This is a genomic window from Nesterenkonia alkaliphila (genome assembly GCF_009758175.1).
In the GTDB taxonomy this organism is placed as follows: domain Bacteria; phylum Actinomycetota; class Actinomycetes; order Actinomycetales; family Micrococcaceae; genus Nesterenkonia; species Nesterenkonia alkaliphila.
Genome location: NZ_WRPM01000021.1, coordinates 1 through 26099, shown reverse-complemented (window position 1 = coordinate 26099; position 26099 = coordinate 1). Strand labels below are relative to the sequence as shown.

General features: G+C 65.4%; 26 protein-coding genes. 19 read left to right on the top strand and 7 right to left on the bottom strand.

What is annotated here, in order from left to right:
• Positions 1–11: 11 nt before the first annotated feature.
• The 3 genes from GNZ21_RS02880 to GNZ21_RS02870 all read right to left on the bottom strand — a co-directional run bounded on the left by GNZ21_RS02880 (position 12) and on the right by GNZ21_RS02870 (position 2812).
• A complete protein-coding gene (locus GNZ21_RS02880; protein WP_157321170.1) occupies positions 12–1247 on the bottom strand; it encodes a glycosyltransferase family protein in 1236 nt (411 codons plus the stop codon).
• Positions 1248–1424: 177 nt separating this feature from the next.
• Positions 1425–2267 (bottom strand): hypothetical protein, encoded by an 843-nt coding sequence (locus GNZ21_RS02875; protein ID WP_157321168.1) that lies wholly within the window; start codon positions 2265–2267, stop codon positions 1425–1427.
• A gap of 152 nt (positions 2268–2419) precedes the next feature.
• Entirely contained in the window at positions 2420–2812 is a 393-nt protein-coding gene (locus GNZ21_RS02870) for a DUF1844 domain-containing protein (RefSeq protein ID WP_157321167.1), read from the bottom strand.
• 92 nt (positions 2813–2904) lie between these two features.
• On the opposite strand from GNZ21_RS02870, the gene infC reads away from it, so the two are divergent.
• From infC to GNZ21_RS02845, 5 genes are all read left to right on the top strand, one after another.
• A complete protein-coding gene (gene infC, locus GNZ21_RS02865) occupies positions 2905–3621 on the top strand; it encodes a translation initiation factor IF-3 (RefSeq protein WP_188503498.1) in 717 nt (238 codons plus the stop codon).
• 246 nt (positions 3622–3867) lie between these two features.
• Positions 3868–4062, top strand: coding sequence for a 50S ribosomal protein L35 (rpmI, locus tag GNZ21_RS02860; RefSeq protein WP_120004476.1), 195 nt, complete (start codon positions 3868–3870; stop codon positions 4060–4062).
• Positions 4063–4116: 54 nt separating this feature from the next.
• Positions 4117–4509, top strand: a complete 393-nt coding sequence (gene rplT / locus GNZ21_RS02855) for a 50S ribosomal protein L20 (protein WP_157321165.1) — start codon at positions 4117–4119, stop codon at positions 4507–4509.
• Positions 4510–4782: 273 nt separating this feature from the next.
• Entirely contained in the window at positions 4783–5937 is a 1155-nt protein-coding gene (locus tag GNZ21_RS02850) for a TrmH family RNA methyltransferase (protein ID WP_229659393.1), read from the top strand.
• Positions 5934–6257 (top strand): RNHCP domain-containing protein, encoded by a 324-nt coding sequence (locus tag GNZ21_RS02845; RefSeq protein WP_188503487.1) that lies wholly within the window; start codon positions 5934–5936, stop codon positions 6255–6257. The genes GNZ21_RS02850 and GNZ21_RS02845 overlap by 4 nt, the downstream gene beginning before the upstream one ends.
• Positions 6258–6267: 10 nt before the next feature.
• On the opposite strand, the gene GNZ21_RS02840 is transcribed toward GNZ21_RS02845, so the two are convergent.
• Positions 6268–6852: a DUF4870 domain-containing protein gene (locus GNZ21_RS02840; protein WP_157321161.1), complete on the bottom strand. Its 585-nt coding sequence runs from the start codon at positions 6850–6852 to the stop codon at positions 6268–6270.
• A gap of 101 nt (positions 6853–6953) precedes the next feature.
• On the opposite strand from GNZ21_RS02840, the gene GNZ21_RS02835 reads away from it, so the two are divergent.
• Entirely contained in the window at positions 6954–8141 is a 1188-nt protein-coding gene (locus GNZ21_RS02835; protein ID WP_157321159.1) for an amidohydrolase, read from the top strand.
• Positions 8142–8157: 16 nt separating this feature from the next.
• On the opposite strand, the gene GNZ21_RS02830 is transcribed toward GNZ21_RS02835, so the two are convergent.
• Positions 8158–9099 (bottom strand): cation diffusion facilitator family transporter, encoded by a 942-nt coding sequence (locus GNZ21_RS02830; protein ID WP_157321157.1) that lies wholly within the window; start codon positions 9097–9099, stop codon positions 8158–8160.
• An 84-nt stretch (positions 9100–9183) separates the two neighbouring features.
• On the opposite strand from GNZ21_RS02830, the gene GNZ21_RS02825 reads away from it, so the two are divergent.
• On the top strand, positions 9184–9483 hold the full coding sequence (locus tag GNZ21_RS02825; protein ID WP_157321155.1) for an acylphosphatase: 300 nt from the start codon (positions 9184–9186) through the stop codon (positions 9481–9483).
• 25 nt (positions 9484–9508) lie between these two features.
• Here GNZ21_RS02825 and GNZ21_RS02820 read toward each other — a convergent pair whose 3' ends face one another.
• Positions 9509–11587, bottom strand: coding sequence for a S9 family peptidase (locus tag GNZ21_RS02820; RefSeq protein ID WP_157321153.1), 2079 nt, complete (start codon positions 11585–11587; stop codon positions 9509–9511).
• 66 nt (positions 11588–11653) lie between these two features.
• On the bottom strand, positions 11654–12196 hold the full coding sequence (locus GNZ21_RS02815) for a hypothetical protein (protein ID WP_188503486.1): 543 nt from the start codon (positions 12194–12196) through the stop codon (positions 11654–11656).
• Between the two features lie 400 nt (positions 12197–12596).
• Here GNZ21_RS02815 and GNZ21_RS02810 point away from each other — a divergent pair, with 400 nt between their 5' ends.
• The 12 genes from GNZ21_RS02810 (at position 12597) to GNZ21_RS02755 (ending at position 26056) form a co-directional block, all read left to right on the top strand.
• Positions 12597–13292: a CDP-alcohol phosphatidyltransferase family protein gene (locus GNZ21_RS02810; protein WP_157321152.1), complete on the top strand. Its 696-nt coding sequence runs from the start codon at positions 12597–12599 to the stop codon at positions 13290–13292.
• Positions 13289–14008 (top strand): lysophospholipid acyltransferase family protein, encoded by a 720-nt coding sequence (locus tag GNZ21_RS02805; protein WP_157321150.1) that lies wholly within the window; start codon positions 13289–13291, stop codon positions 14006–14008. The genes GNZ21_RS02810 and GNZ21_RS02805 overlap by 4 nt, the downstream gene beginning before the upstream one ends.
• Complete coding sequence (locus GNZ21_RS02800) at positions 14005–14997, top strand: phosphatidate cytidylyltransferase (RefSeq protein ID WP_229659392.1); 993 nt, start codon at positions 14005–14007, stop codon at positions 14995–14997. The genes GNZ21_RS02805 and GNZ21_RS02800 overlap by 4 nt, the downstream gene beginning before the upstream one ends.
• A 44-nt stretch (positions 14998–15041) precedes the next feature.
• Positions 15042–15902, top strand: a complete 861-nt coding sequence (locus GNZ21_RS02795) for a superoxide dismutase family protein (protein WP_157321148.1) — start codon at positions 15042–15044, stop codon at positions 15900–15902.
• Positions 15903–16090: 188 nt separating this feature from the next.
• Positions 16091–19126: a DUF4040 family protein gene (locus GNZ21_RS02790; protein WP_157321146.1), complete on the top strand. Its 3036-nt coding sequence runs from the start codon at positions 16091–16093 to the stop codon at positions 19124–19126.
• Positions 19123–19644: a sodium:proton antiporter gene (locus GNZ21_RS02785; protein WP_157321145.1), complete on the top strand. Its 522-nt coding sequence runs from the start codon at positions 19123–19125 to the stop codon at positions 19642–19644. Before GNZ21_RS02790 ends, GNZ21_RS02785 begins: the two co-directional genes overlap by 4 nt.
• Positions 19641–21251 carry a monovalent cation/H+ antiporter subunit D family protein gene (locus GNZ21_RS02780; protein ID WP_157321143.1) on the top strand — a complete coding sequence of 537 codons (1611 nt, stop codon included), beginning with the start codon at positions 19641–19643 and terminating at the stop codon, positions 21249–21251. The genes GNZ21_RS02785 and GNZ21_RS02780 overlap by 4 nt, the downstream gene beginning before the upstream one ends.
• Positions 21248–21658 carry a Na+/H+ antiporter subunit E gene (locus GNZ21_RS02775; protein ID WP_157321141.1) on the top strand — a complete coding sequence of 137 codons (411 nt, stop codon included), beginning with the start codon at positions 21248–21250 and terminating at the stop codon, positions 21656–21658. Before GNZ21_RS02780 ends, GNZ21_RS02775 begins: the two co-directional genes overlap by 4 nt.
• Positions 21655–21921 carry a monovalent cation/H+ antiporter complex subunit F gene (locus GNZ21_RS02770; protein WP_157321139.1) on the top strand — a complete coding sequence of 89 codons (267 nt, stop codon included), beginning with the start codon at positions 21655–21657 and terminating at the stop codon, positions 21919–21921. Before GNZ21_RS02775 ends, GNZ21_RS02770 begins: the two co-directional genes overlap by 4 nt.
• On the top strand, positions 21921–22277 hold the full coding sequence (locus tag GNZ21_RS02765) for a cation:proton antiporter (RefSeq protein WP_157321138.1): 357 nt from the start codon (positions 21921–21923) through the stop codon (positions 22275–22277). The genes GNZ21_RS02770 and GNZ21_RS02765 overlap by 1 nt, the downstream gene beginning before the upstream one ends.
• Positions 22278–22293: 16 nt before the next feature.
• Positions 22294–23535: a YihY/virulence factor BrkB family protein gene (locus GNZ21_RS02760; RefSeq protein WP_157321136.1), complete on the top strand. Its 1242-nt coding sequence runs from the start codon at positions 22294–22296 to the stop codon at positions 23533–23535.
• A 520-nt stretch (positions 23536–24055) separates the two neighbouring features.
• Positions 24056–26056: an ABC transporter substrate-binding protein gene (locus GNZ21_RS02755; protein ID WP_188503485.1), complete on the top strand. Its 2001-nt coding sequence runs from the start codon at positions 24056–24058 to the stop codon at positions 26054–26056.
• Positions 26057–26099: the final 43 nt, after the last annotated feature.

Here is a 26099-nt window from a genome sequence, read left to right as displayed (position 1 = left end):
TCAACTCTCTTTCAGCGCACACGCTCAACGGGTGCGATATGGGCGTGAGTGGACTGCGGAGCGGACGACGACGCCCGCCGCGCCTGGATCTGTTCGGCGGCCAGATCACCGATCCTGGTCAGCCCGTCCAGGTCGATACCGTCGCGCAGGCCGCGCCGGCGGACTGCTGCGGCGGCCCAGGCGGAGAGGGCGGCTGGGCTGAGGTCCTCGGGATTCAGCACGTCCACGGCGCCGGTAGCGGCCAGCGAATGGGCGCGCAGCCGCTGCTCGGCGCGGCGGGAACTGCGCGGTACGATCAGCGCCGGGGTGGTGGTGGCCATGATTTCGGCCAGTGAGTTGTAGCCGCCCATGGACACCACGGCTGCGGCATCACGCACCAGCATGGGCACATGCGGTGCGTAGCGGGAGACCCGCAGCTGCCCGCGCGGCGACCCCGAGCTGCGCGCCGCATCAAGAATGGCGTCGTGATCGGCGGCCGGCATCTGGGGGCCGGTGAGGATGATGTGCCGGTGCCCGGCCGGTACTTCGGCTCGGGCCGCTGCCAGGCCCAGTGCCCCGCCATCAGAGCCGCCGCCGACCATCGTGAGCAGATAGGGTTGGGCGGGCACCAGAGAGGATGCGGTCAGCGGGTCATCTGGCCGGCCGTGAGCCAGGTAACCGGTGAATCGGGTGATCGGTGAGAGCTCCTGCGGGATCTCACCGGTGGCCAGGGGGTCATAGACCGTCTGGTCTCCGTAGATCCAGAGCCCGGAGTAGTAGTGCGCCACGGCGGCCGGGCCACCGATGAGCTCCCATTCAGCGCGGGTGGCCTCCGGGGTGTCCAGCACCTCCCGCATGCCCAGCACGCAGCGGGTGCCGGTGCCCTGCAGGGTTTCCAGGGCGGGCAGCAGCTCGTTGTCCACGCCGAAAGGGTGCCGGTCCACAATCAGCAGCTCCGGGGCCATGGCCTCCAGTGCTGCGGCGGCGGTTGAGCTGCGCAGGTGCCAGAGCCGCTCGGTGCTGACATCCAGTTTGCGCGACTCGTAGCCGTTGGTGGTGCGGGTGAACCCGGGCAGCACCAGCCAGTCCCACCCCTCAGGCAGGGCGTCGGCGGTGGCTCCGGCGTGCCCGGCCACCAGAAGGCCGCGGACCCGCTCGCCGGTGATCCGGGGCAGGTCGGCAGCCAGGGCGAAGGCCAGGGCACGGTTCCGCCGGGCGTGACCCAGCCCCACTGAGTCGTGGGAATACATGGCAACGGTGATGCTCATGGTCAACAAGCCTGGCGGGCCAATGTGAGAGGCCAGTGAGAGCAGAATGAGAAAGCAGCATTGTTTTTCTCATCTTCGCCTCATCCTCACCTCACAGCTGCCTGGGCTGCCATGGTGAGCAGGCGGCGTCGTCGTCATCTGCTGACCTCAAGCGGCGGGATTGTGGAACCGGGACGGTCAGAGTCCGGTCTCGTACTTCTCCAGCTGAGCCTCGGCGGTCTCCTCGATATGCTCGGCGCCCTCGCCCATGCCCATCACGACCAGCCCGTCAACTCCGGTGTAGAGCCACAGGAAGCCAATGTCGGTCTGCATGGATTCGCCCTCCACCTCGGCGGCCATGGTCATGATCACGCCCTCCCAGGGGCCCTGCGCCAGGTGCTCGAAGGTCACATCGAAGTCGATGCCGTCCTGGGTGAGCTGGACCGTCTCGCCGTCGCAGTCGCGCAGGGCCTCACTGTGCTCCTGGTGCTCGGCTGGGTCGGAGTCCTCGTAACTGCCCACGCTGCTGGCCAATAGGCTGAAGTTCTCGAGGTCGGCGAGGTTCCACATGCCCATGGCCATGGTGCCGGCCACCTCACCCTCAAAATCCTCAGCCTCCTGGTCCGCGCTGCCCGAGCCGCCACTGGCGGCCTGGTCCTGCGCATAACCGGCGAGCTCATCGCAGCTTTGGATCTCGGGCATGGCGGATTGGGCAGCCATCTCGGCGGCCACCTCATCGCCGAAATCGGCATAGTTCATGGATTCGAATTCCTCGAACTCCACCGGGAACTCATCCTGGCTGAGGGTCAGCTGCTGGGCCTGCTCATCGGTGAGCATCTCTTCAGCATGCTCCGGTCCCTGATAGGACTCCGGGGCCGGGGCCTCCGTGTCCCCGTTCTGATCGGAGTCGCAGGCAGTCAGCAGCAGGGCTGCTGCGCCCAGGGTTGCTGCACTCAGTGCGGCTGCTCCGCGTGTGGCTGCTCCCCGTGTGGCTGTTCCCCGTGTGGCTGCTCCGCGCCAGATGGTGCTTGTAGCGGTCATTCCGTTCTCCTCCTCAGCCGGGACTGCTCCCGTTCTTCAACCTTTGAAGCCTCTGTCACTGCAGCGCCTGTGCGGAGTCGAAAGTAGTCAGAGTTCCTCAACACCCTCTGAACGCTGGCTGAGTGGAGGTTATGGCGTGCCCGCCGGGATGGTCAGTTGACCGCGCCGGTCCATTTTTCGCCGGGTCCCTTGCCGGGGGGATCCTGGATCAGCGACTCTTCGCGGAAGGCCAGCTGCAGGGAGCGCACGCCGTCCCGCAGCGGGGCCGCATGAGTGGATCCCACCTCGGGCGCTGCAGCGGTGACCAGTCCAGCCAGGGCAGTGATGAGCTTGCGGGCCTCATCCAGGTCTTTCAGCTCAGCAGCATCGGGCCCCTCAGCAAGCCCAGTCTTCACCGCTGCAGCGCTCATCAGGTGCACTGCTACGGTATTGATGAGCTCCACAGCCGGCACCTCGGCAATATCCCGGGCCTGGCCGCCCACCAGAGCGGCGACGTCGTCATCGGGATCTGCGGAAGGCTGGGGGGTGTTCGGGTCACTAGTCATACTGCTAAGATTCTCATAGTCGTTTCTGGCCGCGCCACTGCGTGCCCGGAAATGAACTCAATATCACAGTCACCGAATCAGGAGCAAGACAGATCAGCGAACCACGCATCAACAACCGCATCCGAGTGCCCGAAGTCCGCCTAGTTGGCCCCCAAGGGGAACAGGTGGGCATCGTCAGAATAGAAGACGCACTGCGTTTGGCGGCCGAAGCTGATTTGGATCTGGTTGAGGTGGCCCCGCAGGCCAAGCCCCCGGTCTGCAAGCTCATGGACTTCGGCAAGTGGAAGTACGAGGCCGCGGTCAAGGCCCGCGAGTCCCGCAAGAATCAGTCCACCACCGCTCTCAAAGAGGTGCGTTTCCGGCTGAAGATCGACGATCACGACTACAACACCAAGGTCGGCCATGCCCGCCGCTTCCTGGAGGCCGGGGACAAGGTCAAGGCGATGATCCAGTTCCGCGGCCGTGAGCAGCAGCGCCCGGAGATGGGTGTCCGGCTGCTCCAGCGCTTCAGCGAGGATGTCGCGGACCTTGGCCAGGTGGAATCCTCTCCTCGGCAGGACGGCCGGCATATGGTGATGGTGGTGGGCCCGCTGAAGACTAAGGCCCAGCAGGCCAAGGCCGCCTCCACCGCCGCTGAGGGTGAGGTTGCCGATAACGAGGACAACAAGGCCAAGACCAAGGCCAAGAACGAGCGCCGGGCCAAGAAGACCCAGGAGCGCCAGCAGCGGGTGTCCACTGAGCAGAAGGACGTCAAGCCGCTGTCCAACTCCATGGCCGACTACCTGCCGGACGAGCTCAAGAACCTCTGACCTCCCAGGCGGGCTTCCCGGATCTGCGCCCCTCGCTGCCTGGCGGGCCCGCACAGCGCCGCCGCGGCGATTCGCAACTTCCGCCGGCTTCCCGTAAGATGGACGGTTGGGTCTGCGCTCATGCGCGCCCATGCCAAAGGGACCGCAGGCCTTCACGGCCGATGTGGTCCACCTGTGCACCGCCGCCGTCTCTGAAGCGGCACCAAAGGTGTTCACAGGTCCGAACGACATAAGGAGTACGGCACTATGCCGAAGAACAAGACTCACTCCGGTGCCAAGAAGCGCTTCAAGCAGACTGGCTCCGGCAAGATCAAGCGCCAGCAGGCCAACCGCCGCCACTACCTGGAGCACAAGTCATCGCGCCTGACCCGTCGCCTGGCATCTGACCAGATCGTCACCAAGGCAGACGAGAAGCGCATCAAGAAGATGCTCGGCCTCTAGAGCCGCAGCACTTTCAGCAAGCCCCAAGACTTTTAGCTCACAGGAGAACCACCCATGGCACGAGTAAAACGCGCACTGAACGCGCACAAGAAGCGCCGCAAGGTCCTTGACCGGGCCTCCGGCTACCGCGGACAGCGCTCCCGCCTCTACCGCAAGGCCAAAGAGCAGCTGCTGCACAGCTACACCTACAACTACCAGCACCGCAAGAAGCGCAAGGGCGACTTCCGCCGCCTGTGGATCCAGCGCATCAACGCTGCCTCCCGCGCCCACGGCCTGACCTACAACCGTTTCATCCAGGGCCTGAAGGCCGCTGGGGTTGAGGTCGACCGCCGCATGCTGGCCGAGCTGGCTGTCTCCGACGCCAAGACTTTCGAGTCGCTGGTGGAGACCGCACGGGCCGCCCTCCCCGAGGACGTCAACGCCCCTCGCGAGAAGGCTGCAGCCTAAGGCGCCCAAACCAACGACGACGCCCGTCTCACCTGTTCAGGGGAGGCGGGCGTTCTCGTGTGCGCTGCGGTCCCAGACTGGGCAGTTGCGGACGATCTTGACGAACTCAGCGCGGTTTATCGTCATCAATTGCCCAGTTTGACCGGAAAAACCTCCGCTACTGGGCAGTAGGCGACGACGCAGGGCGCTCTTGGGCGTTTCGTCGTCATCAACTGCCCACTGGCGGACCCGCATCGGCGCCTTGGGCCGGCGCGGCCTGGTTGAATGGGCACTGTGAGTGACGAATTTGTAGTGGACAATCCGAGCAGCGATCGGGTGAAGAAGGTGGCCCAGCTGGCCACCCGAGCCGGCCGGCGCAAACAGGGCCGGTTCCTGGCTGAAGGGCCGCAACCAGTCCGTGAGGCTCTGGCGCTCTGGCTGCGCAGGTGGGATGAGAACAACGACGCCGCCGGGGCAGCCTCTGGTGCCGAGCCCGGGCAGCAACAGCTCCGTGCGCAGCACCCCCCAGCGGAGTACCTGCCGGAGCTGGACGCCCTGTACTTCACCCCGCAGGCCCTGGAGCAGCATCCGGATCTGGCAGGCCTGCTGGATCAAGTCCGCGGGGTGCTCTTCAATCCTGAGGCCGAACTGCCGCGCGCAGCCCGGTTCTTCCTGCGTGGGGCTACTGCCGAGGCCCTGGCCGCGATGAGCGACGCCGACACCCCCCAGGGTGTCCTCGCCGTGTGCCGGCAGCCGATCATTGAGTTCGGCGGACTGGACTCGCTGCTGGTGGGGATGAGAATGACCTCGGTGTGGGCAGATGGATCGGGCGCGGCCGCCTCAGGAGCCACTGTCACATTCCCGGCAGTGCGGCTGGCCCCGGTGCTGGTGGGACTTCAGGATCCGGGCAATGTGGGTACGCTGATCCGCACTGCGGATGCGGCAGGGGCCGGGGTCGTGATCCTCACGCCCGGCAGCACGGACCCATGGGCGCCCAAGGTGGTGCGCGCCGCGGCCGGCTCCCACTTCCACCTCCCAGTGGCCACCGGTATCGACCTAGACCAGCTGGTGAGGTTCGTACGGGAGAACGGCGCCCAGGTGCTTGCGGCTGACGGCTATGCGGCAGAAACTTTGGCAGATCTGCAGGATGAGCGGGCCCCGGAGCTTGCGCAGCCCACGTACTGGTTGCTGGGGAACGAAGCACATGGGCTCAGTGATCAGCAGAAGGCGCAGGCTGATGGCTCCGTCGCCGTTCCGCTCTACGGCCAGGCCGAGTCGCTGAACGTCTCCGTGGCCGGGGCGCTGTGCCTCTATGCCTCAGCGATGGCCCAGCGCAACGCGCTCCCCGTTGAGAAGCGGCAGCAGCCGCCGCCCGGGGAGGGGTATGAGGGTTTTGCCCCGCTAGCTGCGCTCGAGAGGCATCCGTTCGAGCGTGGTGAGCCCCAGTGAGCTATGCGCCCACGGGCCGGCAGGCCGAGAACACCGGTTTTGCGTGCATCCACTGCGGCGCCCAGATCACCAAACACCCCGGCGGCAGCTACCGGAACCACTGTCCGCGCTGCCTATGGTCCAAACACGTGGATGTGCTGCCCGGAGACCGGGCCGCAGACTGCGGCGGGGCCATGGAGCCGGTGGGCGTGGACCACTCGGGCAAGAAGGGCTACATCCTGCTGCACCGGTGCACGGTCTGTCAGGCGCAGGACCGCAACCGGCTGGCCCCGGATGACGACATGGACGCCGTGATCGCGCTGCAGCGACCGGTGCTATAACCGCCCGGTACTATGACCGGATGAACGGGATGGCCCAGTAGCTGAACTGCTGCCGGCGATAGGCGCGCAGCGCTCCGATGATGGAGAGCACCAGGTTCAGCAGCCACAGGACGATGAAGCCCACGATGACCAGAGCCCAGATCCCGACTAAGCCGAAAGCCGTGCCGGCTCCGGGATCGTTGCCTGAGATGACGGCTCCGAACAGGGAGATATAGCCGATGATGGCCAGTACCACGCCCACCACATAGAACAGCAGCAGAGTCAGTTCCCAGTTGACGGCGGTGCGTCCGTGGTCGTTGATCAGCCGGCTGCGCCTGCGGAAAATCAGCCAGATGGCCAGCGGCACCAGGAACGAGACCAACAGCCCGCCCAAATGTGCGGCCACGCCCCAGCCTTGCTCCTCAGAGGGACTCAGCGGCTGCTCGCCCATCTGCTGCTGTGCGGGGTCCAGCGGGTAGTCGCCCTGCGGCACACCGGGGAACTGTGCCCCTTGCGGATACCCGGACTGCCAGCCGCCCTGCCCGTACTGGTGGTATCCCGGCGGGGGGCCGTTGCCGGACTGGGGGTGGGTCCCATCATGGGGCGGCTGGGTCATCTGGATCTCCTGTGGTCTGTGTTCTTCGCCCGATCATAGGCGAGAGGATCCCGGTGCGGCGATGGGTGCGCTCCCGGGCGGCCTCGTTATAGGCTGACGCTATGGTTGCTTCAGGAAACTATATTGTGGAGAATGCCCACATCGTGCCCGTCACAGGTGAGCCCTTCGACGGGGCACTGGTGGTCACCGAAGGCAAGATCGCCAAGCTCGGCCCCACAGCCAAGGCCCCCAGGGACCATGAGCGAATCGACGCGGCGGGCGCCTGGCTGCTGCCCGGCTTCGTCGATGCCCATGTCCACCTCGGAGTCCATGAGCAGGGCGAGGGTTGGGCCGGCGCCGACTTCAACGAGACGACCGATCCGGTCACCGCCGCAGTCCGGGCCATCGACGCCATCAACCCGATGGACATCGGGTTCGACGACGCCCTGGCCCATGGAGTCACCACAGTCAACGTCAACCCCGGCTCGGCCAACCCCATCGGCGGGCTCACCGTAGCAATGAAGACGCACGGGGCGATAGTCGATGACATGGTCCTGCGCGCACCCTCCGGGCTCAAAGCCGCCTTGGGGGAGAACCCCAAGCGGGTCTACGGCGAGCAGAAGAAGACTCCCAGCACCAGACTCGGCACAGCCTTCACCATTCGCAAAGCCTTCAGTGAGGCCCGTGAATGGGCCGCAAAGGACTCCAAGGATCGGGCCGCCGACCTGGTCTCCGAGGCGCTGGCCAAAGTCCTGGCCCGTGAGATTCCCTGGCGGCAGCACTGCCACCGGGCCGATGACATTGCCACCGCCATCCGGATCGCCGATGAGTTCGGCTACGAGCTGGTACTGGACCACGGCACCGAGGCCCATAAGTTGGCCGACCGAATCGCCGAGCGCGGCATCCCGGTGCTCTACGGGCCGATGATGGTCTCCCGCTCCAAGGTGGAGGTCAGGGAACGAAGCCCCAAGGCCCCGGGCATTCTCGCCAAGGCCGGGGTGAAGGTCTCCATCATCACCGACCACCCGGTGGTGCCCATCGACTTCTTGGTCAACCAGGCGGCCCTGGCGGCCAAGGAGGGCATGGACCCCCAGGAGGCACTGCGGGCGATCACCATCAACCCGGCGGAGGTGCTCGGTGTAGCGGATCGGATCGGGTCCCTGGAGCAAGGCAAGGACGCCGACCTGGTGCTCTGGGAGGGCGACCCGCTGGACACGCGCAACCGGGCACTGCGTACCTGGATCGAGGGCCGTGAAGTGCTGCGCTATGACGCTGAGGCCTCAGCCCCGGTGGTGGCTGAGCGCTGGTGAGCCGGAGCCGCAGCACTCATTGATGAGTGTGAGACTCGGTGCGGGCGTGGGCGGCAGTCTCCAGCTGGAACGTGGAATGCTCCACAGGCACATCGAAGTGCTCAGCCACGCATTCGCGCAGCTCAGTCAGCTTCTCCGGGGCGCAGCCGTCCGTGAAGCAGGCCTCATCCACCACCACATGGGCTGAGATCACCGGTAGGCCGGTGGCCACAGTGGAGGCGTGCAGGTCATGGACCTCACGCACATGCTCCAGCTGCAGCATATGGTGGCGCACCTGGTCCAGATCCAGTCCGCGCGGGGTGAACTCCAGCAGGATCCTGCCGGTCTCGCGCAGCAGCAGCGCGGCCCGGGGAATGATCACTGCAGCGATGAGCAGAGCGGCCACCGCGTCAGCCTGCTGCCACCCGGTGAGCCAGATGACCACTGCGGCGGCCATCACCCCGAGTGAGCCCAAGGCATCGGCCAGCACTTCCAGGAACGCGGCCCGCATATTAAAGTTCGCCCTCCGGCCTCGGGAAAGCACATAGAGCGAGATGAGGTTGCCCACCAGCCCGGCGGCACCGAAGACCAGCAGCTGCACATGCAGGATGTCCTGGGGATCGCCCAGGCGCTGAATGCCCTCCACGGCTGCGTAGATCCCGATGCTCAGCAGCAGTGCGGCCTGGACCAGCCCGGCAAGGATCTCCATCCGCCGCCAGCCCCAGGTGCGGGTGGTGCTGGCTGCCCGGAACATGAGGCTGGCGGCAATCACCGCCACCACCAGCCCGATGCTGTCGGCCAAGGAGTGCACAGCGTCAGTGAGCAGGGCCAGTGAGCCGGTGATCCAGGCCCCGAGGCCTTGGGCGAGCACAATGCACAGGGTGATGGCGCAGGCAATGGTCAGCCGCCGCCGGTGGTCTGCATTCTCTGCGGCGCCGGCGCGCTCATGCTGATGTGTGTGGCTGTGCCCGAATCCCATGCGTTCACAATAAGCCCTGGTTATTGAGAACGCATAAGCTGCGAAGCTTCCGCAGAACCGTTAGCACTGCGTACTCTGGTGAGTATGGCACCAGCATTCAGCACAGGAACGTTTCTCCGGATCTCCGGACGGGTCCAAGGCGTGAACTACCGCAACTCCGCCAAACGTCAGGCCGACGAACTCGGCCTGATCGGCTGGGTCCGCAACACCTCCGAGGGCACAGTAGAACTGCTGGTCGGCGGTGAGGGGCCGGCAGTGGAGGCCCTGATCACCTGGTGCGGCACTGGTCCTCAGCGGGCCGAGGTGACCGAGGTGGAGGCCCGGCCGGCCACCGAGGCCCAGTTGGAGACCCTGCCGGAAGTCGGTTTCCAGGTGCGCCGCTGACCGGGGAGCCGGCGGCACAGTGGCCTCAGGCGGCGTCGTCGTCCTTCTCGCTCTCCGGCGCGGTGAGCCCCAGCTGCGCCGGCAGTTGCGCTGAGACGCCCAGCACGTGCTCAGCCAGGAAGGCGAAGACCACCTGGTACCAGATCTTGGCGTGCTGAGGCTTGAGGATCCAGTGGTTCTCATCGGGGAAGTACAGGAACCGGTGGGCAGTCTCGCCCTCGGAATCCATGGGCAGCCCGGAGCGCTCCAGCAGTTCGTACCACAGCCGCAGTCCCTCACCGATGGGAACCCGGTAATCCTTGTCCCCATGAATGACCAGCATCGGGGTCACAATCTTCTCCACATGAGCGTGCGGGGAGTGCTCGGCCTCCATCTCAGCGTTGATCTGGCGCCGCCAGAACGGTGACATATCGGTGGTGGGGCCGAACTGGTCCAGCGCCCAGAGACTGGCGTGTGTGACGATGGCGTTGAACCGGTCGGTGTGCCCGGCCACCCAGTTGGCCATATAGCCGCCGAACGAACCGCCCATCGCCGCGGTGCGCGACTGATCGATATCCTCCCGGGCGAGTGCTGCATCGGTGGCGCTCATCAGATCGGTGTAGGGCTTGTCCCCCCAGGAGTTCCAGCCGCGCTGGATGAAGTCCTGGCCGTAGCCGGTGGACAGCGCCGGATCCGGAAGCAGCACCGCATAGCCCTGCTCCACAGCCAGCCAGGGGTTCCACCGCCAGGTCCAGGCGTTCCAGGAGTTCAGCGGGCCGCCATGGATCCACAGCAGCAATGGGGCCGGCTTCGCGCCGCTGGCGCCCTCAGGCAGGCACAGCCAGGAACGGATGACGACGCCGTCCTCGGCAGTGGTCTGAACATCCTCCAGAGTGCCGGGCAGCTCAGGACGCTCGGTGGGGTTGGGCAGTCGGGTGCTCTCCCCGGTGCTCAGATCGATGCGCACCACTTCGGCGGGGAAGGCGTAGCTGGAGCGCAGTCCGTAGGCGGTCTTGCCGTCCGGGGTGGGAAAGGCGTGGGTGTAGGCGGCGTCGTCCTGGGTGATCTGCACAGTGCGTGGCTGGTCTGTATCCACCCGGAAGACGGGGGCGCGGCCGTTCTGGTCTGCCACCACCAGGAAGCCGCTGCCATCGGGCAGCCAGGCAGTGGGGGTCAGCCACAGATCAGCGTTCTCGGTGAGCGGCGTGAGCTGCCGGGTCTGTAGGTCCAGCAGGTGCAGCACCGGCCGCATAGCGCGCTCAGGGGTGGGCCGGTTGGCCACCCCGATCACCGCAGAGGTCCCATCTGGGCTGATGATGCCGGGGGTGTAGGTGTGCTCGGCACCATCGAAGAGGATCTCCCACTCACCGGTGGCCAGGTCCACTCGGCCCACAGTGGAGCGCAGATCAGCACCAGCATCCGGCAGGCGCAGGGCGAAGAGCGCGAAGGAGCCGTCCGGGCTGATATGCACATCCCCTCCGAAGCGTGCTCCGATACCTTTCAACACATGGTTGAGGCGGCGCTGCCCGGAGCCGGCGGGGGGCTCGCTGTGCTGTGTGGGCTCCTGCTCCAGGGTGAAGAGGCTGGGCCGGGCCGGGCCCAGATCGTGGTCCCAGTACCGCACCGGGTAGGAGTCATGCAGGATCGCCTGCACCGAGGCTTCCTTGCGGGCCTTGTGCAGCTTCTCCTGATCATCCTCATTCGCGGCACCAGGCAGCAGCGGGGCGGTGACGGCCACCAGGTCGGCCCGGGCGGCGGCGATGACTCCGGAGACTCCGCCGGCGCGCCGGTTGACCACATAGGCCTCGCCCCCGGCAGCGGGCAGGCACCAGAGCGCACTGTCCTCCTCCTCGCCATCCTCGTCCGGTCGAGCCGAGGTGAAGTAGAGGTCCCCATTGGCGGCGAAGACCGGGCCGGCCTCACCCTTGGCGCTGCGGGTCAGCCGGCGCGCGGGCTGCTCCCCGGCGGGGTCCACCTCCCAGATTGAGGTCACATACCCGTTCTTCTTGGTGTTCAGGGTTTGGACTGTGGTGACCAGCCGGGTACCGTCCGGGCTCAGCGCCAGTCCGCCGATCCGAGGATGGGCAACGTAGTGGTCGAGGTCGCAGAAGGGAGAATCAGCCATAGCTCTCAGTCTGCCAGATTAGTTGCCCTCAGCAACAATGCGTGCTGCTGCGGGGCTCGCGGCGGATCAGCGCCGGCGGGAGACAGTGGGCACAAACCAGCCGTAGAACCCTGCCCAAGAAGCCCAGAAGACGGCGGTGATCAGCTTCTCCGGGAGCCGGGGGAAGAGCCTGCGTGCCCCGGCGGCGAGCCCGGCGGCCAGCAGGGTGACCAGTATGAACCGCAGCAGCCGGGCCGGCACGCTCCAGGCCAGGAAGTTCAGCAGCGACCTGCGCTGCAGACCCGAGGCGCGGGCGTAGAGCTTATACGGCACCCCGCGAGTGGGCCCGAGCATCAGCGAGACATGCCCGGCCTCGGTCACCTCCTGCTCCACCTGCTCGATCATGCTCTCAGTCACCGCCGGCACCTTGGCCAGGGCGCGCTGGGAGGTGGCTGCCGCTGTATTACGGCCCCAGGTATAGGTCACAGCTCCGCCCAACAGCGCCCCGGCAAGGGCCGAGCCGGTGGTGGCCAGGGCGCGCTTGGGACTGCGCAGGCCCACCCGGGAAGTCCAGACATCCGGGACCACAAAGAAGAACGTCGCCTCGGCGAATCCCCAGGCGGCGGCCACGCTGTGATCCCGGAGGGCCCCTCCGCGAGGGGGACGTGCCCGAACCGCGTGAGCGCCCGCGTGCCGGCGTGCCCTCCGGCTGCGGCGCCTGCCTCGGATACCCATGGGGCGAGCCTATCGAATGCCGCTCTCGTCCCGCGGCGCGTCGCCCGCGCCCCGCCGCCTTCGCCCCGCTGCCTTCGCTTTCTGCTCCTCAGCCCCTTGTGATGACCCCAGCTGAGCCGCCCCCCGGCCTCGAGTGGTGAATTTCCCCCGCTAAACAGCCGTGTTCTGTCTGAATGGCAGGGATATTTCCCCACTCAATGCTGAGGGGGCTGATGATCGGGGACACGACAGTGGGTGACGCAGCTGAGGCAGGCGTACTAGCGTGTGGTCTGGACGGAAGGAGCGAACTGAGCCGATGAGTCAAGGAACAGACCGGCGGCAGATCCGGCAGCGCAGCACCCGGTGGGCGGCCAAGGCTGCCGATGCGCTCGCCGCTGCCAAGCTCACGCCCAACCAGATCTCGGTGGGATCGGTGCTCTTCGCCGCAGTGGGGGCCGCCGCCCTTATCGCCTCCGCACACACAGACAACGACGCCGCCCGCGCCGCCCTGCTATCCGCAGCCGCCCTCTGCATCCCGCTGCGGCTGCTGCTGAATATGCTCGACGGCATGCTCGCCGTGGAGAAGGGGCTGAGCTCCCCGGTGGGCGATATCTACAACGAGCTGCCGGACCGGATCGCCGATGTGCTCCTCATCGGCTCCGCCGGGCTGGCCACAGCCGGCCTGGTCACGGCCGGGAAGGTGGATCTGGGCCTCCTGCTGGGCTTCAGCGCCGCGATTCTGGCGGTGCTCACCGCCTATATCCGCAGCCTGGGTGCGGCTCTGGGGACCGGGAACTTCTTCGACGGCCCGTTGGCAAAACCGCACCGGATGTGGTTGCTGATGGCCGGCTGCCTGGCTGCGATCGCTGAGCCCTGGCTGCCCTGGACCCCGGGCTGGGTGCTGCTAGGAACGCTCGGCCTGATTGCTGCGGGTTCGCTGGTCACCTGTCTGCGCAGGCTGCGCAGGATCAGTGCGGTACTGCGCAGCAGGTCAGGCCGGGGCAGGCCATGAGCTTCGCCAAACGCAGCCTCGCCAAGGTGATCACCGGCTTCGCCGGGGCCCGGGTGATCAGCCAGCACGGGGAGACGGATCCGGAGCTGCCGGACCAGGCCATCTTCTATGCCAATCACTGCAGCCATCTGGACTTTCTCACCATCTGGGCCGCACTGCCCGATGAGCTGCAAAAGCGCACCCGGCCCATCGCCGCCAAGGACTACTGGGGCTCCGGCGTCCGCAAACGAATCGCCGAGAGAATCTTCAATGCCTATCTGGTGGACCGGCACGGCTCCAACAGCACCCGTCAGCGCGAGTCCCGATCCGGGGTGAGCCCCAAGGGTCAGATCCAAGGTATGGCAGAGGTGCTGGATGCCGGTGACTCGCTCATCATCTTCCCGGAGGGTACCCGCGGCGACGGGGAGTCGATTGCTGCCTTCCGCGGCGGGCTCTACCGCCTGGCCCAGCACAGCCCGCAGATCCCGGTGGTGCCGGTCACCCTGGCCAATGTGGGCCGGATCCTGCCCAAAGGAGAGCTGATTCCGGTCCCGCACCTGTCCACTGTGGTGTTCTGCGACCCCATCCACATCGAATCCGGCGAGGAGCAGCAGGATTTCCTGGCGCGCGCGCGGCAGATCCTCATCGACTGCCTCATCGAGCACCAGACCACCTTCCAAGACAATTCGGCTGCCCAGAATCCGGCCGGCCCAGACACCCCGGAGTCCCGGCAGTGAGCGGCTGGGAGGTAGGGCTGCTGGATGATACGGCACTGAGGCTGCTCGGCGGCGTCGTACTGGTTCTGATCCTTGCCAGCCTCACCGCCGCTGTCCTGGCCAAGTTGCTTGGCCCCACCAGCACCATCACCAACCTGCGGCAGCGGATCAATGCCTGGTGGCTGATGGTCGCGGTGATCGGTGCCGCATTGGCGGCAGGGGAGACGGTGACTATCATCCTGTTCCTGCTGCTGTCCCTGCTGGCGCTGCGCGAATTCATCACTATCTCACCCACCACCCGCGGGGACCATAAGGTCCTGGTCTGGCTGGTGTTCATCATCCCGGCAGTGCACTATTGGTTTATCTGGGAGCACTGGTACGGGATGTTCAGCGTGTTCATCCCGGTCTACGCCTTCCTGTTCCTGCCCGCCCGCAACGCACTGGCTGGGCAGACCAAGGGCTTCCTGCAGCGGGCCGCCAGCATCCAGTGGGCCCTGATGGTCTGCGTCTATGCGATCAGCCACGCCCCGGCGCTGCTGCAGCTGCCGGTGGCCATGGAGGTCGGGCGCGAGGCCGCCGAGGGCTCATCCTCCGGCTCCGGCGGGGCCGCCGGGGCGCATCTGCTGCTGTTCCTGCTCATCGTGGTCCAGGGCTCCGACGTGCTGCAGTACATCTGGGGCAAGACGCTCGGCAAGCACCCGATCGCGCCCAAGGTCAGCCCCAATAAGACCTGGGAGGGGTTCATCGGCGGGGTGCTCTCGGCCACCGCGCTCGGCGCCGCCCTGTGGTGGCTGACCCCCTTCACCCCGCTGGCCGCAGCAGCACTGGCCCTGGTCTCCTGCGTGATGGGCTTCGCCGGCGGTCTGGTGATGTCAGCGATCAAACGCGACCGCGGTATCAAGGACTTCGGCTCCACCATCCCCGGTCACGGCGGGATCATGGACCGGCTGGACTCGCTGTGCTTCGCCGCGCCGGTGTTCTTCCACGCCGTCCGGTTCTTCTACACCTGATCCGGCAAGCGCGCTGCCAGCCGCCGGCGCTATAGTGTGCCCCCATGAGCTTCACCCACCGCTGGCCGGCCCTGACTGCCGCCACTCTGAGCACCGCACTGATACTCACCGCCTGCGGCAACGGCGAGGACACAAACGACGACGCCGCCTCCTCACCAGAGCCGGAGCAGACCGCCCAGGCCACCGCCCCGCCTGCCGAGGGCGCGCAGGAGGAGGCGGAGGAGGACACCGAGACCGAGCCCTTCGCCTCCGCTGAGCTGATTGATGTCGCGGAGAACGATCTCGGGCATGTGAGCTTCACCGAGTTGGACGAGGAGGAGGGGCCAGGGGTGCTGGTCTCCATCGAACTGTGGAACCTCACCCCCGGATTCCGCGCTGTGTCCGTCCATGAGCACGGCCTCTGCGAGATCCAGTCGGAGAACGAATGGGGTCAGGTGGGCGATTTCTACTCAGCCGGCGGTCATCTACAGGGTGAGCCGGCCACCGAGGACGTGATCGAGGGCGAGGAGCTCGAGGAGGAGGAGCTGCCGGAGAACGGCGGCGAGCAGGCGCCCCCAGATGAGACTGCCGAGGAGGAAACCTGGGAGGGCGGGGGCTTCTCCGCCGGCGCGCTCGCCCAGCAGCCTCCGGCTGAGGAGGACCAGGAGGTCCCGCACCCGGACCGGGCCGGGAACTTCCCCAATGTGCTGATCAACCAGGACGGCACCGGAAGCATCGAGTTCGTCACAGACCGGCTCAGTGAGGAGCTGCTGCTGGCAGACGGGGGCAGATCCGTCATAGTGCACTCAGACCCCGACCACCACGGGAACATCCCCTCCCGGTATGCGCCCTACGGCCCGGACCAGGAGTCCCAAGCCACCGGGGACACTGGCAGCCGGATCGCCTGCGGAGTGGTGAGCCAGTAGTGGTCTGACTTTGCCCCTGGCCGCGGCGCTGGTTAGGGTGATTCCACAACATGGTGTGCCGGGAAGTCTGGTCGGCGAAGCAAGCAGCGCAATACTGCGTTCATCGGAGCGAATGTAGGATGCTCTGAGCGTCTCGCGCCCTTGCACCGCTGACCGTACGTACCTGAGCCCTGAGGAGGACCGCTGCCTTGAGCCTGCTGGTTCTCCTTTTTCTCACGCTGCTCCTGGTCCCGGCCGCTGCCGCAGTGCACACTCTGCTGGGCCGCAACACCGGATGGTTTGCCGCTGCGGTCCTGCTCGTGCTGGGCTTACTGACACTGCCCTGGCTCTCCGGACTGACCGGGGGCGAGACCACCCAGGAGTATCTGCCCTGGATCCCCACCATCAACGTGGGCATCAGCCTGCGCCTGGACGGTCTGGGCATGGTGTTCCTGCTGCTGGTGCTGTTCATCGGCGCCCTGGTGATGGCCTACTCGGCCCGCTACTTCAGCCCCAAGAAGAAGACCTCCGACTACTACGTCTGGATGCTGCTGTTCGTCTTCGCCATGTCCGGCATGGTGCTCGCCGACGATATGATCCTGCTGTTCGTCTTCTGGGAGTTCACCACCCTGTGCTCCTTCTTCCTGATCAACCGCTCCGGTGACAAGGCTCCGGCGCCGGCTCAGCGCACCCTGCTGATCACCATGGCCGGCGGGCTCGGGCTGCTCACCGCGGTGCTGTGGATCATCGTGCGCACCGGCACCACCAGCCTCTCCGAGGCCCTGCAGCACCAGGCCTGGGGTGAGGACGCTGTCTTCACCGGGGTTATCGCGGTGCTCATCGCCTTTGCCGCCTTCACCAAGTCCGCCCAGTTCCCGTTCCACCTCTGGCTGCCCGATGCGATGGTCGCCCCGGCACCAGTCTCGGCCTATCTGCACGCAGCAGCCATGGTCAAGGCCGGCATCTATCTGCTGCTGCGCTTCTCTCCGGTCTTCGAAGGCGTGGTCATCTGGCAGTCCCTGCTGATCACCTGCGGACTGATCACCGCGCTGATCGGTGCCCTCTTCGCGCTGCAGCGCCACGACATCAAAGAGATCATGGCCTATTCCACGGTCTCTCAGCTGGGCTTCCTGGTAGCGGTGATCGGCATCGGCACCCCTACCGCCATCGCCGGAGCCACGATCCACGTGATCGCCCATGCGCTGTTCAAGTCCAGTCTGTTCATGATGGTTGGGATCATCGAGCACGAATCCCACACCCGCGATATCCGTGAGCTCAACGGGCTGCGCAAAACCATGCCGGTCAGCTTTGTGATCACCCTGCTGGGCTGCCTGTCCATGGCCGGGATCCCCCCGCTGTTCGGCTTCGTGTCCAAGGAGAACCTGCTCAAAGGCATGCTCTCCGCCGAGCACGAGCCGGCACTGTTCGGTCCCGGGCTGACCTGGACCATCACCATCCTGGGTGTGCTCGCCGCAGTGGGCACCTTCGCCTACTGCGGTCGTATTGTGCTGGGAGTCTTCACCAGCTACCGTGGGGTGGGTAAGAACGATGCGGGCTATTCACCTGAGGACCACGCCCACCGGCCGATGGCACCTGAGGCCGCCCATGAGGCCCCGGCCAGCTTCTATCTGCCGGCGCTGCTGCCGGCTGCCGCCGGGCTGCTGGGCTTCGCGCCCTTCCTCTTCGACCAACTGATCACCGCCTCCGTGCAGGCCTCCACCACCAGCGACTATGAGCCCTACTTCTACCTCTTCGGCGGGTTGAGCACCGATCTGATGCTCTCGGTGGCGATCATGGGGCTGGGCCTGATCGCAGTACTGGCCCGGACGCGGCTGGACAGCCTGATTCCGCGTACCATCCTGCCCTGGACCGGGGTCCAGGTGGTCGAGCAGCTGCGCACCGGCTCCATCGCCTTCGGCCGCCGGGTGGGTGACCTCACCCGCACTGATATCCACGGCCTGCACCTTGCTGTGCCGGGAATCTTCCTGGGCGGCATCTTCGTCGCCGGTGTGCTGAACGTGGGCGAGGTGGGCAGCTTCAGCGAAGGCCATACCCGGATGACCGACTGGGTGCTCATCGGACTGCTGGCCGTCTTCCTGCTCGGCACCGTGATCGCCGAGTCCCGCACCGCCGCTGTGGTGCTGGCCGGCGGTGCCGGATTCGTGGTCGGCGCCTGGTACTTTGCCCTGGGTGCAGTGGATGTGGGCATGACTCAGCTGCTGGTGGAGATCCTCACCGTAGTGGTCCTGGTGCTGGTGCTGCGCAAACTGCCCCGGAAATTCCACAAAGTCTCCAAGACCCGCACCGCTGTGGCGGCCACTGTGGCACTGGCCTTCGGGACCATGGCCTTCGTCGGTACCTTTGCGCTCACCGGGCGCCGCGGCCAGTCCGCCGCCGCCCAGTGGTATTTGGAGGAAACCTACGAGACGGTGGGCGCGGTGAACACGGTCAACTCGATCCTGGTGGACTTCCGCGCTCTGGACACCTTCGGCGAGCTCACCGTGCTCGGCGTGGCCGGCTTCGCCATCCTGGCGGTGCTCAACTCCGCCTTCTCCACCTCCGATTCCCACCCGGCAGAGTCCAGGCTGTGGATCGGCACCCCGCTGGACCATGCTGCAGACAACACCCAGGCCATGCGCAGCGTGTTCAACTGGATGGCTCCGTTCATCGTGCTGCTCTCCATGATCCTGCTGCTGCGCGGCCACTACGACTCCGGCGGTGGATTCATCGCCGCCCTGGTGCTCGGCGGATTCTTCGCCCTGCGCTACCTGGTGGCCCCCTCCGACTCCGCGGTCAAACTCCGCTTCGACTACGCGCTGGTGATCGTGGGCGGGATCATCATCGGCGCAGTCGTGGGCCTCTTCGGTTTCCTGGACGGCGCGCAAGGCTCCTATCTGCGCCCGATCGTCATCTGGGAGGGCCTGCCGCTGCCATGGGGCACTGAGGCCGGCTTCACCCTGACCACAGCGCTGATCTTCGATTTGGGCATCTACCTGGCGGTGATCGGCGCTGTGCTGGTGGCCCTGGACCGGCTCGGGCAGGCTCAGCGCTACCCTGCCGAGCTGCTCAAAGCCCATATGAAGGCCCAGGGCCAGCAGACCGGGGAGATCGATCAGGTGGAGATGCATGCCGGTGAGGACCCCGGGGACGTGCCGCTGGAGGCCGAGGGTGAGGGCTGGGGCGCGGCGGCACTGGCCCGCAGGCGCCGCAGATGGTCCCGCGACCGGGGAGGTGAGAGCGGATGAGTATCGCCATCGCAGTGGGACTGCTCACAGCGGCTGCGGTCTATCTGTTTATGCAGCGCGGCATGATCCGGATTGTGCTGGGCTTCATCCTGGCCTCCCATGCGGCCAATCTGCTGCTCTTCGCCGCAGGCAACACCGCTTTCCGCGGAGTGCCCTATATCGGCACCTCCGACTACGGAGAGGGCGCAGACCCACTTCCCCAGGCCTTTGTGCTCACCGCCATCGTCATCGCCTTCTCCATCACGATGTTCATGGTGACCCTGGCGATCACCACCACCGGTGACGATGACACGGAGAATGATGAGGACTCCCCGGCCAAGGTGCTCACCGCACCGGATAAGGACGACGCCGCCGGCTCCAAGGTGGACACCGACTCCACCGGCGCTGTGGGTGCGGCAACCGGGGGAGCTGACGCCTCCCCGTCGTCGCCTGTGCATGACTTCGAAGCCAGTGATTTCACTGCCCAGGACGATGACGCCGCTGAGCCGCCGAATGCAGATGAAGGGAGTGACCGATGACCGAGATCCTCCCACCACTGCTTCCCCTGCTGGTCGGCATCCCGCTGCTGATGGGCGCTGTGGGTGCAGCAGTGCGCAAGAACAAGCGCCTGAGGCACGTCATCAGCCTCGGCACGCTGACCGCGCTGTTCGCCTTCTCCGTGCTGCTGGTCATTGCCACCCATGACGGGACCGTATTGGCTCATAAGGTGGGCTTCTGGGACTTCGCCCCGCAGATCGCCATCCCCTTTGTGGTAGACGCGCTGAACTCGCTGGTGCTGATGATCATCTGCATCCTGGGTATCACCTCCGTGATGTTCGCCATGGCCACCCACGAGGCCCGCGCCCGGTTCTTCCACCCCTTCGTGCTGATCCTGATGGCCGGTGTTGCCGGCGCCCTGATGACCGGAGACATCTTCAACCTCTTCGTGTTCATCGAGGTGATGCTGCTGCCCAGCTACGGGCTGCTGGCGATGATGGGTGCCAAGCTCGGCGCCCACGGCGCACGCATCTACGTCTCGGTGAACCTGCTGGCCTCCACCCTGCTGCTGATCGGCATCGGCCTGGTCTACGCCACCGCGGGCACGGTGAACCTCGCCGAGCTGCACGGGGCAGCTGTGGAGGATCCGGCAGTGGCGGTGGGCGGCGGCGTCGTACTCACCGCCATCAGCATCAAGGCTGCCGTGGTGCCGGTGCACGGCTGGCTGACGCGCACCTACCCGATGACCTCCCCGGCGGTGACCGCGCTGTTCTCCGGGATCCACACCAAGGTCTCCATCTACGCCATTTACCGGATCTACTCGATCCTCTTCGACGGGGATGAGAAGTTCCTCTGGGTCGCCCTGCTGGTGACCTCGCTGACTATGCTCGTCGGGGTGCTCGGAGCGATCGGTGAGAAGACCACCCGCTCTATCCTGGTTTTCCATATGATCAGCCAGATCGGCTACATCCTGATCGGTGTGGGCCTGTTCACCGGGCTGGGGCTGACCGCGGGCATCTTCTACCTGCTGCACCATATGATTGTGAAGGCCAGCCTGTTTCTCTCCACCGGGGCGATTGAGGAGACCTACGGCACCGGGGAGATCGATAGGCTGGGCGGGATGGCCAAACGGGAGCCGCTGATCGCGATCATCTTCATGATCGCCGCACTCTCCCTGGCCGGGCTGCCGCCGTTCTCCGGGTTCGTGGCCAAGTTCAGCATCATCATGGCCACCCTGGAGCAGGCCCACTACTGGGTGGCCGCAGTGGCGGTGCTGGTCTCAGTGTTCACCCTGCTCTCGATGCTCAAGATCTGGGTGGGTGTATTCATGGGCAAGCCGCCGGCTGACCTGGAGGAGAACGCGCTGACCTATCAGGAGCGGATGCACGGCAAGCGCTACCTGCGGGTCCAGGCCCAGGCGGAGAACCCCACCCTGACCATCGGACCGCCCACCGCCACGATGTCGGCAGTGCTCTCCGGGGAGCGCGCAGTGAAGATTCCGGCCAAACTGATCATCCCCGGTGCCATCCTGGCCGGGATCACTGTGTTCTTCGGCTTCGGCGCCGAGCTGCTCATGATGCTCTCCGAGACCGCCGCAGAGAATCTGCTGAACCCCCAAGAGTACGTTGAGGCGGTGATGGGCTCATGATGTGGCCGGTGCGGATCATCAGTTTCATGTTCTGGTACGCCAAGGAGTTCCTCCTGGCCAATGTCCACGTCACCGCAGATATCCTGCGCCCCCGTAGGAAGATGAAGACCAATCCGGCGATCATCGCGGTGCCGGCGGCCAGCAAAACGGACACCGAATGGACGCTGATCAGCTGCCTGATCACCCTGACCCCGGGCACCCTGACCCTCTCCATCAGCCGGGAGCACAAAATCCTCTATGTGCACGGCATGTTTGTTGACTCCCGGGAGTCGCTGGTGGCTGAGATCCAGGAGATGGAGGACAGGATGCTGCGTGCCCTGCGCCGGCAGCCGGGCGACCTCTCCCGGCCCACTGAAGCCCCCGTCGTCGTACCCTCAGATGAGCATGAGGGGAGTGATGAGCCATGATCTCGGAGATCACCCTCGAAGTCGCGCTGATTCTGCTGGGCGCAGGGATGCTGCTGGCCGGTGTACGCGCCTACCTGGGCCCCAAGATCACCGATCGGGCAGTGGCGGCCGACCTGATCTTCTTTGCCACTATTGGGTTCATCGCGCTGATTGGGCTGCGGACCAATATCGAGGCGCTGTTCGACATTATCCTGATCGCTACCCTGCTGGGCTTCATGGCGGCGATCTCGATGGCCCGGCTCGGCTCTGGAGGTCGCCGCTGATGGAGCTGCACACTATTGCGCACGGTGCCGGGGTGGTGTTCATCTTCCTGGGCATCGCCACCATCATCGTGGCCGGAATCGGCCTGTTCAAGCTTCCCGACCTCTACCTGCGGGCCTCTGCGGTGGGCACCTCCGCCGGGCTTGGGGTGGCCGCCATCGTAGTGGGGGCGCTGCTGATGGACTTCAGCTGGTTGAACCTGATCAAAGCCTCGGTGGCGATCATCGCCCAGCTGCTCACCTCGGCGGTGGGCTCCATGGCGATTGCCCGCTCGGGCTATCTCAACAACTCGATGCCGGCGGAGATCACCCATACTGATGATTTGCTGAAGACACGTCGGGATAATTTCGAGTCTTAGTCGTTAGTCTGGGGTTATGAGGAGCGACCAGAACCCAGCTGATCAGCCCGGACTCACACCTCACCAGCTGCGCGAGCAGCAGGTGGAGGCTCAGGACAGCCTTGGCGGAGAGGTCACCTACGAGGACTCCGCCCGGCCCGGCACAGTCTCCGCCGCTGCTGACCAGCCTTACCTGGTGAAGGCACGTCAGCGGCAGGAGTACGCCGAGGAGGACGGTGCCGAGCACGGCAAAAAGGCTGAGTCCCCGGTCAAGCTCACCGGCACCACCTGGAAGTACAGCTTCAAGCGCGCTGCCGCGGAGTTCGGCCGGGATCAGTGCACTGATATGGCCGCGGCCCTGACTTACTACACGGTGCTCTCGATCTTCCCCGCTCTGATCGCCCTGGTCTCTATTCTGGGCCTGGTCGGAGAGGCGGACCGGGTCACCGGTTTCTTTGTGGACATGGTGGCTGATCTCACCGGAAATGACCGCGCCATCATGGATACCGTCAACACGGTGGTGGGCAATATCACCGGGGTCGGCGGGGCCGGCCTCGGCCTGGCCGTCGGTATTCTGCTGGCCCTGTGGACGGCATCGAACTACGTCAACGCCTTCTCCCGCGCTATGAACCGGATCTGGGAGGTGGAGGAGGGCCGCAGCTTCATCCAGCTGCGCCCGATGCTCTACGGCATCACAGTGGCGATGATCCTCTTGGTGGCCATCGGAGGAGTGACCCTGGTGGTCTCCGGCCCCGTGGCCGAGGCCATCGGCAATGTGATCGGCCTGGGGGAGACCTTCGTGACGATCTGGAACTGGGCCACTCCGTTCGTGATGATCATCGTCGCGGCCATTGCCATTGGTCTGCTCTACTTCTTCACCCCCAATATCCGCCGGCCGGGCCCCAAGTGGATCACCCCGGGTGCCACCATCACGATCGTCGCCATGATCATCACCACTTTGGCAGTAGCGATCTACGTGATGAACTTCGCCAATTACGAGGCCACCTACGGGGCGCTGGCCAGCGTGATCATCTTCCTCTTCTGGGTCAACATCATGAACATGGTGCTGCTCTTCGGCGCCGAACTGGACTCGGAGCTAGAGCGCGGCCGCCAGCTGCAGGCCGGGATCGAGGCCGAGCGCACCATCATGCTCCCGCTGCGCCAGACCAAGGGCTTGGAGAAGAAGAACTCCAAGTACGAGAAGCTTGTCGCGGCGGCCCAGGCGCTGCGTCAGTCCGAGGGTGAAACCTCTGATCCCGAGCAGCTCTGGCGACGCTAGGACTGTACTGAAACGCTCCAGGTGAGAGGGCACTGCGGGGGGTCCGGGACGTCTCGCCATAGCCGAAGCGCAGTGTGAGATGCGACACGGCACGTAACATTAAGTAATATTTCGGTCTGCGAGAATCCTCGGTGCTGTTCACCTGCTGCTCACCGTGCGTTACGGCTGTGTTTCGTGAGCTGTGTCTACGGGACAGAAACCTTGGGGAACCTGGTGTAAACCTGAATTCTTCCTGGACTCGGACTTCGGCGGAATACCGCGGAACTCACCGGTAACCAGCTCTCGCGAGCCCCGGGCGGAGTGTGTTTCGAGAATATTGACGCAGCTGACTTGACTTCTGCGTAGCGCCCGCTAGCACAGCTTCCGGGGCGGTTTTGGGTCCAGTAACGATTCGGTTACAGCAGGTCAAACGTCTCACTGATCGAGCTGGACGGTCGTAATCTGGTGAGCACCTTAGTGCTGGTGTGGTGCGCACAACACTCCACCAGCCACTTCGCACCTATTGCATGAGGAGCAACACGTGAAACTACGCAAACTCTCTGCTGCTGCAGCCATCCTGGCCTCCAGCGCATTGGTTCTGTCGGGGTGCACCCCCGGCGATGACGAGGACACCGGTAACGGTGACGACGTCACCGACGAGAACGGCGACGACACCACTGATGAGGGTGGCGACAACGGCGCCGAGGGCGAGGACGGTGAGGAGGGCGGCGAAGCCGCTGAGGGCAGCGGAGTCCGCGAGGACCTCGACCTTGAGACCAACGAGGATGAGATCCACGTCAGTGTCGCCGATGTGGACTTCGTCTCCTACAACGGCAACGCCCGTACCGCCAACAACACCACTAACTCCGCCATTGTGAGCCTGATGGGCTCCAGCTTCTGGTACTTCGGCACTGACCTCTCCATCAACACCTTCGACGAGTTCGGCTCCACCGAGGTGGTCGACGAGGGCAACGCCGTCTACGAGGAGGACGAGGACGGCAATACCGTGCTCGACGAGAACGGTGAGCCGGTCATCAATGAGGAGGAGTCCTCCCCGATGGTGGTGGAGTACACCATCTCCGACGACGCGGTCTGGTCTGATGGCACCCCCATCACCGTGGCCGACTTCGTGGTGACCTGGGGCACTCAGTCACCCGGGCTCCCCAACCCGGACTATGACGAGGACGAGGCAGCGGCCGCGGCAGAAGACGAAGATGTCGAGTACGACGAGCCCGCCAACCTCTTCGACGCAACCTCCCAGACCCTGGGTATGTACATCCCGGAGGGACCGCAGGGAGACCCTGACGGCAAGACCTTCACCGTGGAGTTCTCCGACCACTACGTCTACGTCGACTGGCAGCTGCTGGTCGGCGGCCCCCAGCCGGCCCATGTGCTGGCAGAGCAGGGCGGTATGAGCGTCGAGGAGCTGGTTGAAGCCTTCTACGAGAAAGATTCAGCTGCCCTCGTTGACGTGGCGGACTTCTGGAACACCGGTTGGCACGTCCAGGGCGGCGAGCTTCCGGATACTGAACTGATGCCCTCCTCCGGTCCCTTCGTGCTGGACTCCTACTCCACTGGTGAGTACCTCTCCCTGGTGGCCAACGAGGAGTACTGGGGCAGTGGCCCGGGCACCGAGCGCATCACCTTCCACTTCCTGGATGATGGTGTGATGCCGCAGGCCCTGGAGAACCATGACGTCGACGTCATTGCACCCCAGGCCACCGTTGACACCCTGGATCTCCTTGAGGGTATGAACCGCGATATCAATGTCCTCAACCAGGAGCTGGCTACCTGGGAGCACCTGGACCTCAACCACGGTTCCGCCTCCCCATTCAACGATCACGCAGTCCGCGAGGCATTCGCTCTCTGCGTGCCCCGTCAGCTGATCGTTGACAACCTGATCGCTCCGCTGGCTGAGGATGCTCAGCTGCTCAACGCTCGTGAGGTCTTCAACTACCAGGAGCACTACGACGAGGTCGTCTCTGAGGCCTATGACGGCCGCTACGACGAGCAGGACATCGAGCGGGCACGTGAGCTGCTCGATGAGGCCGGCCACGACACCGTCGAGATCGAAATCGGCTACCAGGCGCCCAACCCGCGCCGCTCCGACCAGGTGCAGCTGATCGCTGAGCAGTGCTCGGAGGCCGGCTTCGATATCTCCGACGGTGGGCACGAGGCCTTCTTCGCCGAGGTCATTCCGACCGGCGACTGGGATGTAGCTCTCTTCGCCTGGGCCGGTTCCGGTCAGATCGCCTCCGGTCGTAACCTCTACCACTCTGAGGGCGGTCAGAACGACGGCAACTGGAGCAACGAGGATCTCGACGCCGCATGGGACGAGCTGGTGGTCACCATGGACGAGGAGGCCCGCATCCCGCTGATTCAGGAGATCGAGCGGATCCTGTGGGATGACCTGATGAGCATTCCGCTGTTCGTCCACCCAGGTATTTTCGCTGCTGACGCTGAGATCCAGAACGTCCGGACCACAGCTGCGCAGACCGGCATCACCTGGAATGCCGACCAGTGGCAGCGTGCCGCTGAGTGAGCTCAGTCTCTGACTGAGTCTCACTTCAGGTAAGTGAATACAC

What these genes read in the sequence shown, in the direction of transcription:
- GNZ21_RS02840 (WP_157321161.1), bottom strand. Translation starts at nt 6,852, where the DNA reads ATGACCCAGCCGCCCCATGATGGGACCCACCCCCAGTCCGGCAACGGC.
- GNZ21_RS02825 (WP_157321155.1), top strand. Translation starts at nt 9,184, where the DNA reads ATGGCACCAGCATTCAGCACAGGAACGTTTCTCCGGATCTCCGGACGG.
- GNZ21_RS02810 (WP_157321152.1), top strand. Translation starts at nt 12,597, where the DNA reads ATGAGTCAAGGAACAGACCGGCGGCAGATCCGGCAGCGCAGCACCCGG.
- GNZ21_RS02820 (WP_157321153.1), bottom strand. Translation starts at nt 11,587, where the DNA reads ATGGCTGATTCTCCCTTCTGCGACCTCGACCACTACGTTGCCCATCCT.
- GNZ21_RS02830 (WP_157321157.1), bottom strand. Translation starts at nt 9,099, where the DNA reads ATGGGATTCGGGCACAGCCACACACATCAGCATGAGCGCGCCGGCGCC.
- rpmI (WP_120004476.1), top strand. Translation starts at nt 3,868, where the DNA reads ATGCCGAAGAACAAGACTCACTCCGGTGCCAAGAAGCGCTTCAAGCAG.
- GNZ21_RS02785 (WP_157321145.1), top strand. Translation starts at nt 19,123, where the DNA reads ATGAGTATCGCCATCGCAGTGGGACTGCTCACAGCGGCTGCGGTCTAT.
- GNZ21_RS02760 (WP_157321136.1), top strand. Translation starts at nt 22,294, where the DNA reads ATGAGGAGCGACCAGAACCCAGCTGATCAGCCCGGACTCACACCTCAC.
- GNZ21_RS02875 (WP_157321168.1), bottom strand. Translation starts at nt 2,267, where the DNA reads ATGACCGCTACAAGCACCATCTGGCGCGGAGCAGCCACACGGGGAACA.
- GNZ21_RS02770 (WP_157321139.1), top strand. Translation starts at nt 21,655, where the DNA reads ATGATCTCGGAGATCACCCTCGAAGTCGCGCTGATTCTGCTGGGCGCA.
- GNZ21_RS02765 (WP_157321138.1), top strand. Translation starts at nt 21,921, where the DNA reads ATGGAGCTGCACACTATTGCGCACGGTGCCGGGGTGGTGTTCATCTTC.
- rplT (WP_157321165.1), top strand. Translation starts at nt 4,117, where the DNA reads ATGGCACGAGTAAAACGCGCACTGAACGCGCACAAGAAGCGCCGCAAG.
- GNZ21_RS02780 (WP_157321143.1), top strand. Translation starts at nt 19,641, where the DNA reads ATGACCGAGATCCTCCCACCACTGCTTCCCCTGCTGGTCGGCATCCCG.
- GNZ21_RS02805 (WP_157321150.1), top strand. Translation starts at nt 13,289, where the DNA reads ATGAGCTTCGCCAAACGCAGCCTCGCCAAGGTGATCACCGGCTTCGCC.
- GNZ21_RS02870 (WP_157321167.1), bottom strand. Translation starts at nt 2,812, where the DNA reads ATGACTAGTGACCCGAACACCCCCCAGCCTTCCGCAGATCCCGATGAC.
- GNZ21_RS02835 (WP_157321159.1), top strand. Translation starts at nt 6,954, where the DNA reads ATGGTTGCTTCAGGAAACTATATTGTGGAGAATGCCCACATCGTGCCC.
- GNZ21_RS02880 (WP_157321170.1), bottom strand. Translation starts at nt 1,247, where the DNA reads ATGAGCATCACCGTTGCCATGTATTCCCACGACTCAGTGGGGCTGGGT.
- GNZ21_RS02775 (WP_157321141.1), top strand. Translation starts at nt 21,248, where the DNA reads ATGATGTGGCCGGTGCGGATCATCAGTTTCATGTTCTGGTACGCCAAG.
- GNZ21_RS02795 (WP_157321148.1), top strand. Translation starts at nt 15,042, where the DNA reads ATGAGCTTCACCCACCGCTGGCCGGCCCTGACTGCCGCCACTCTGAGC.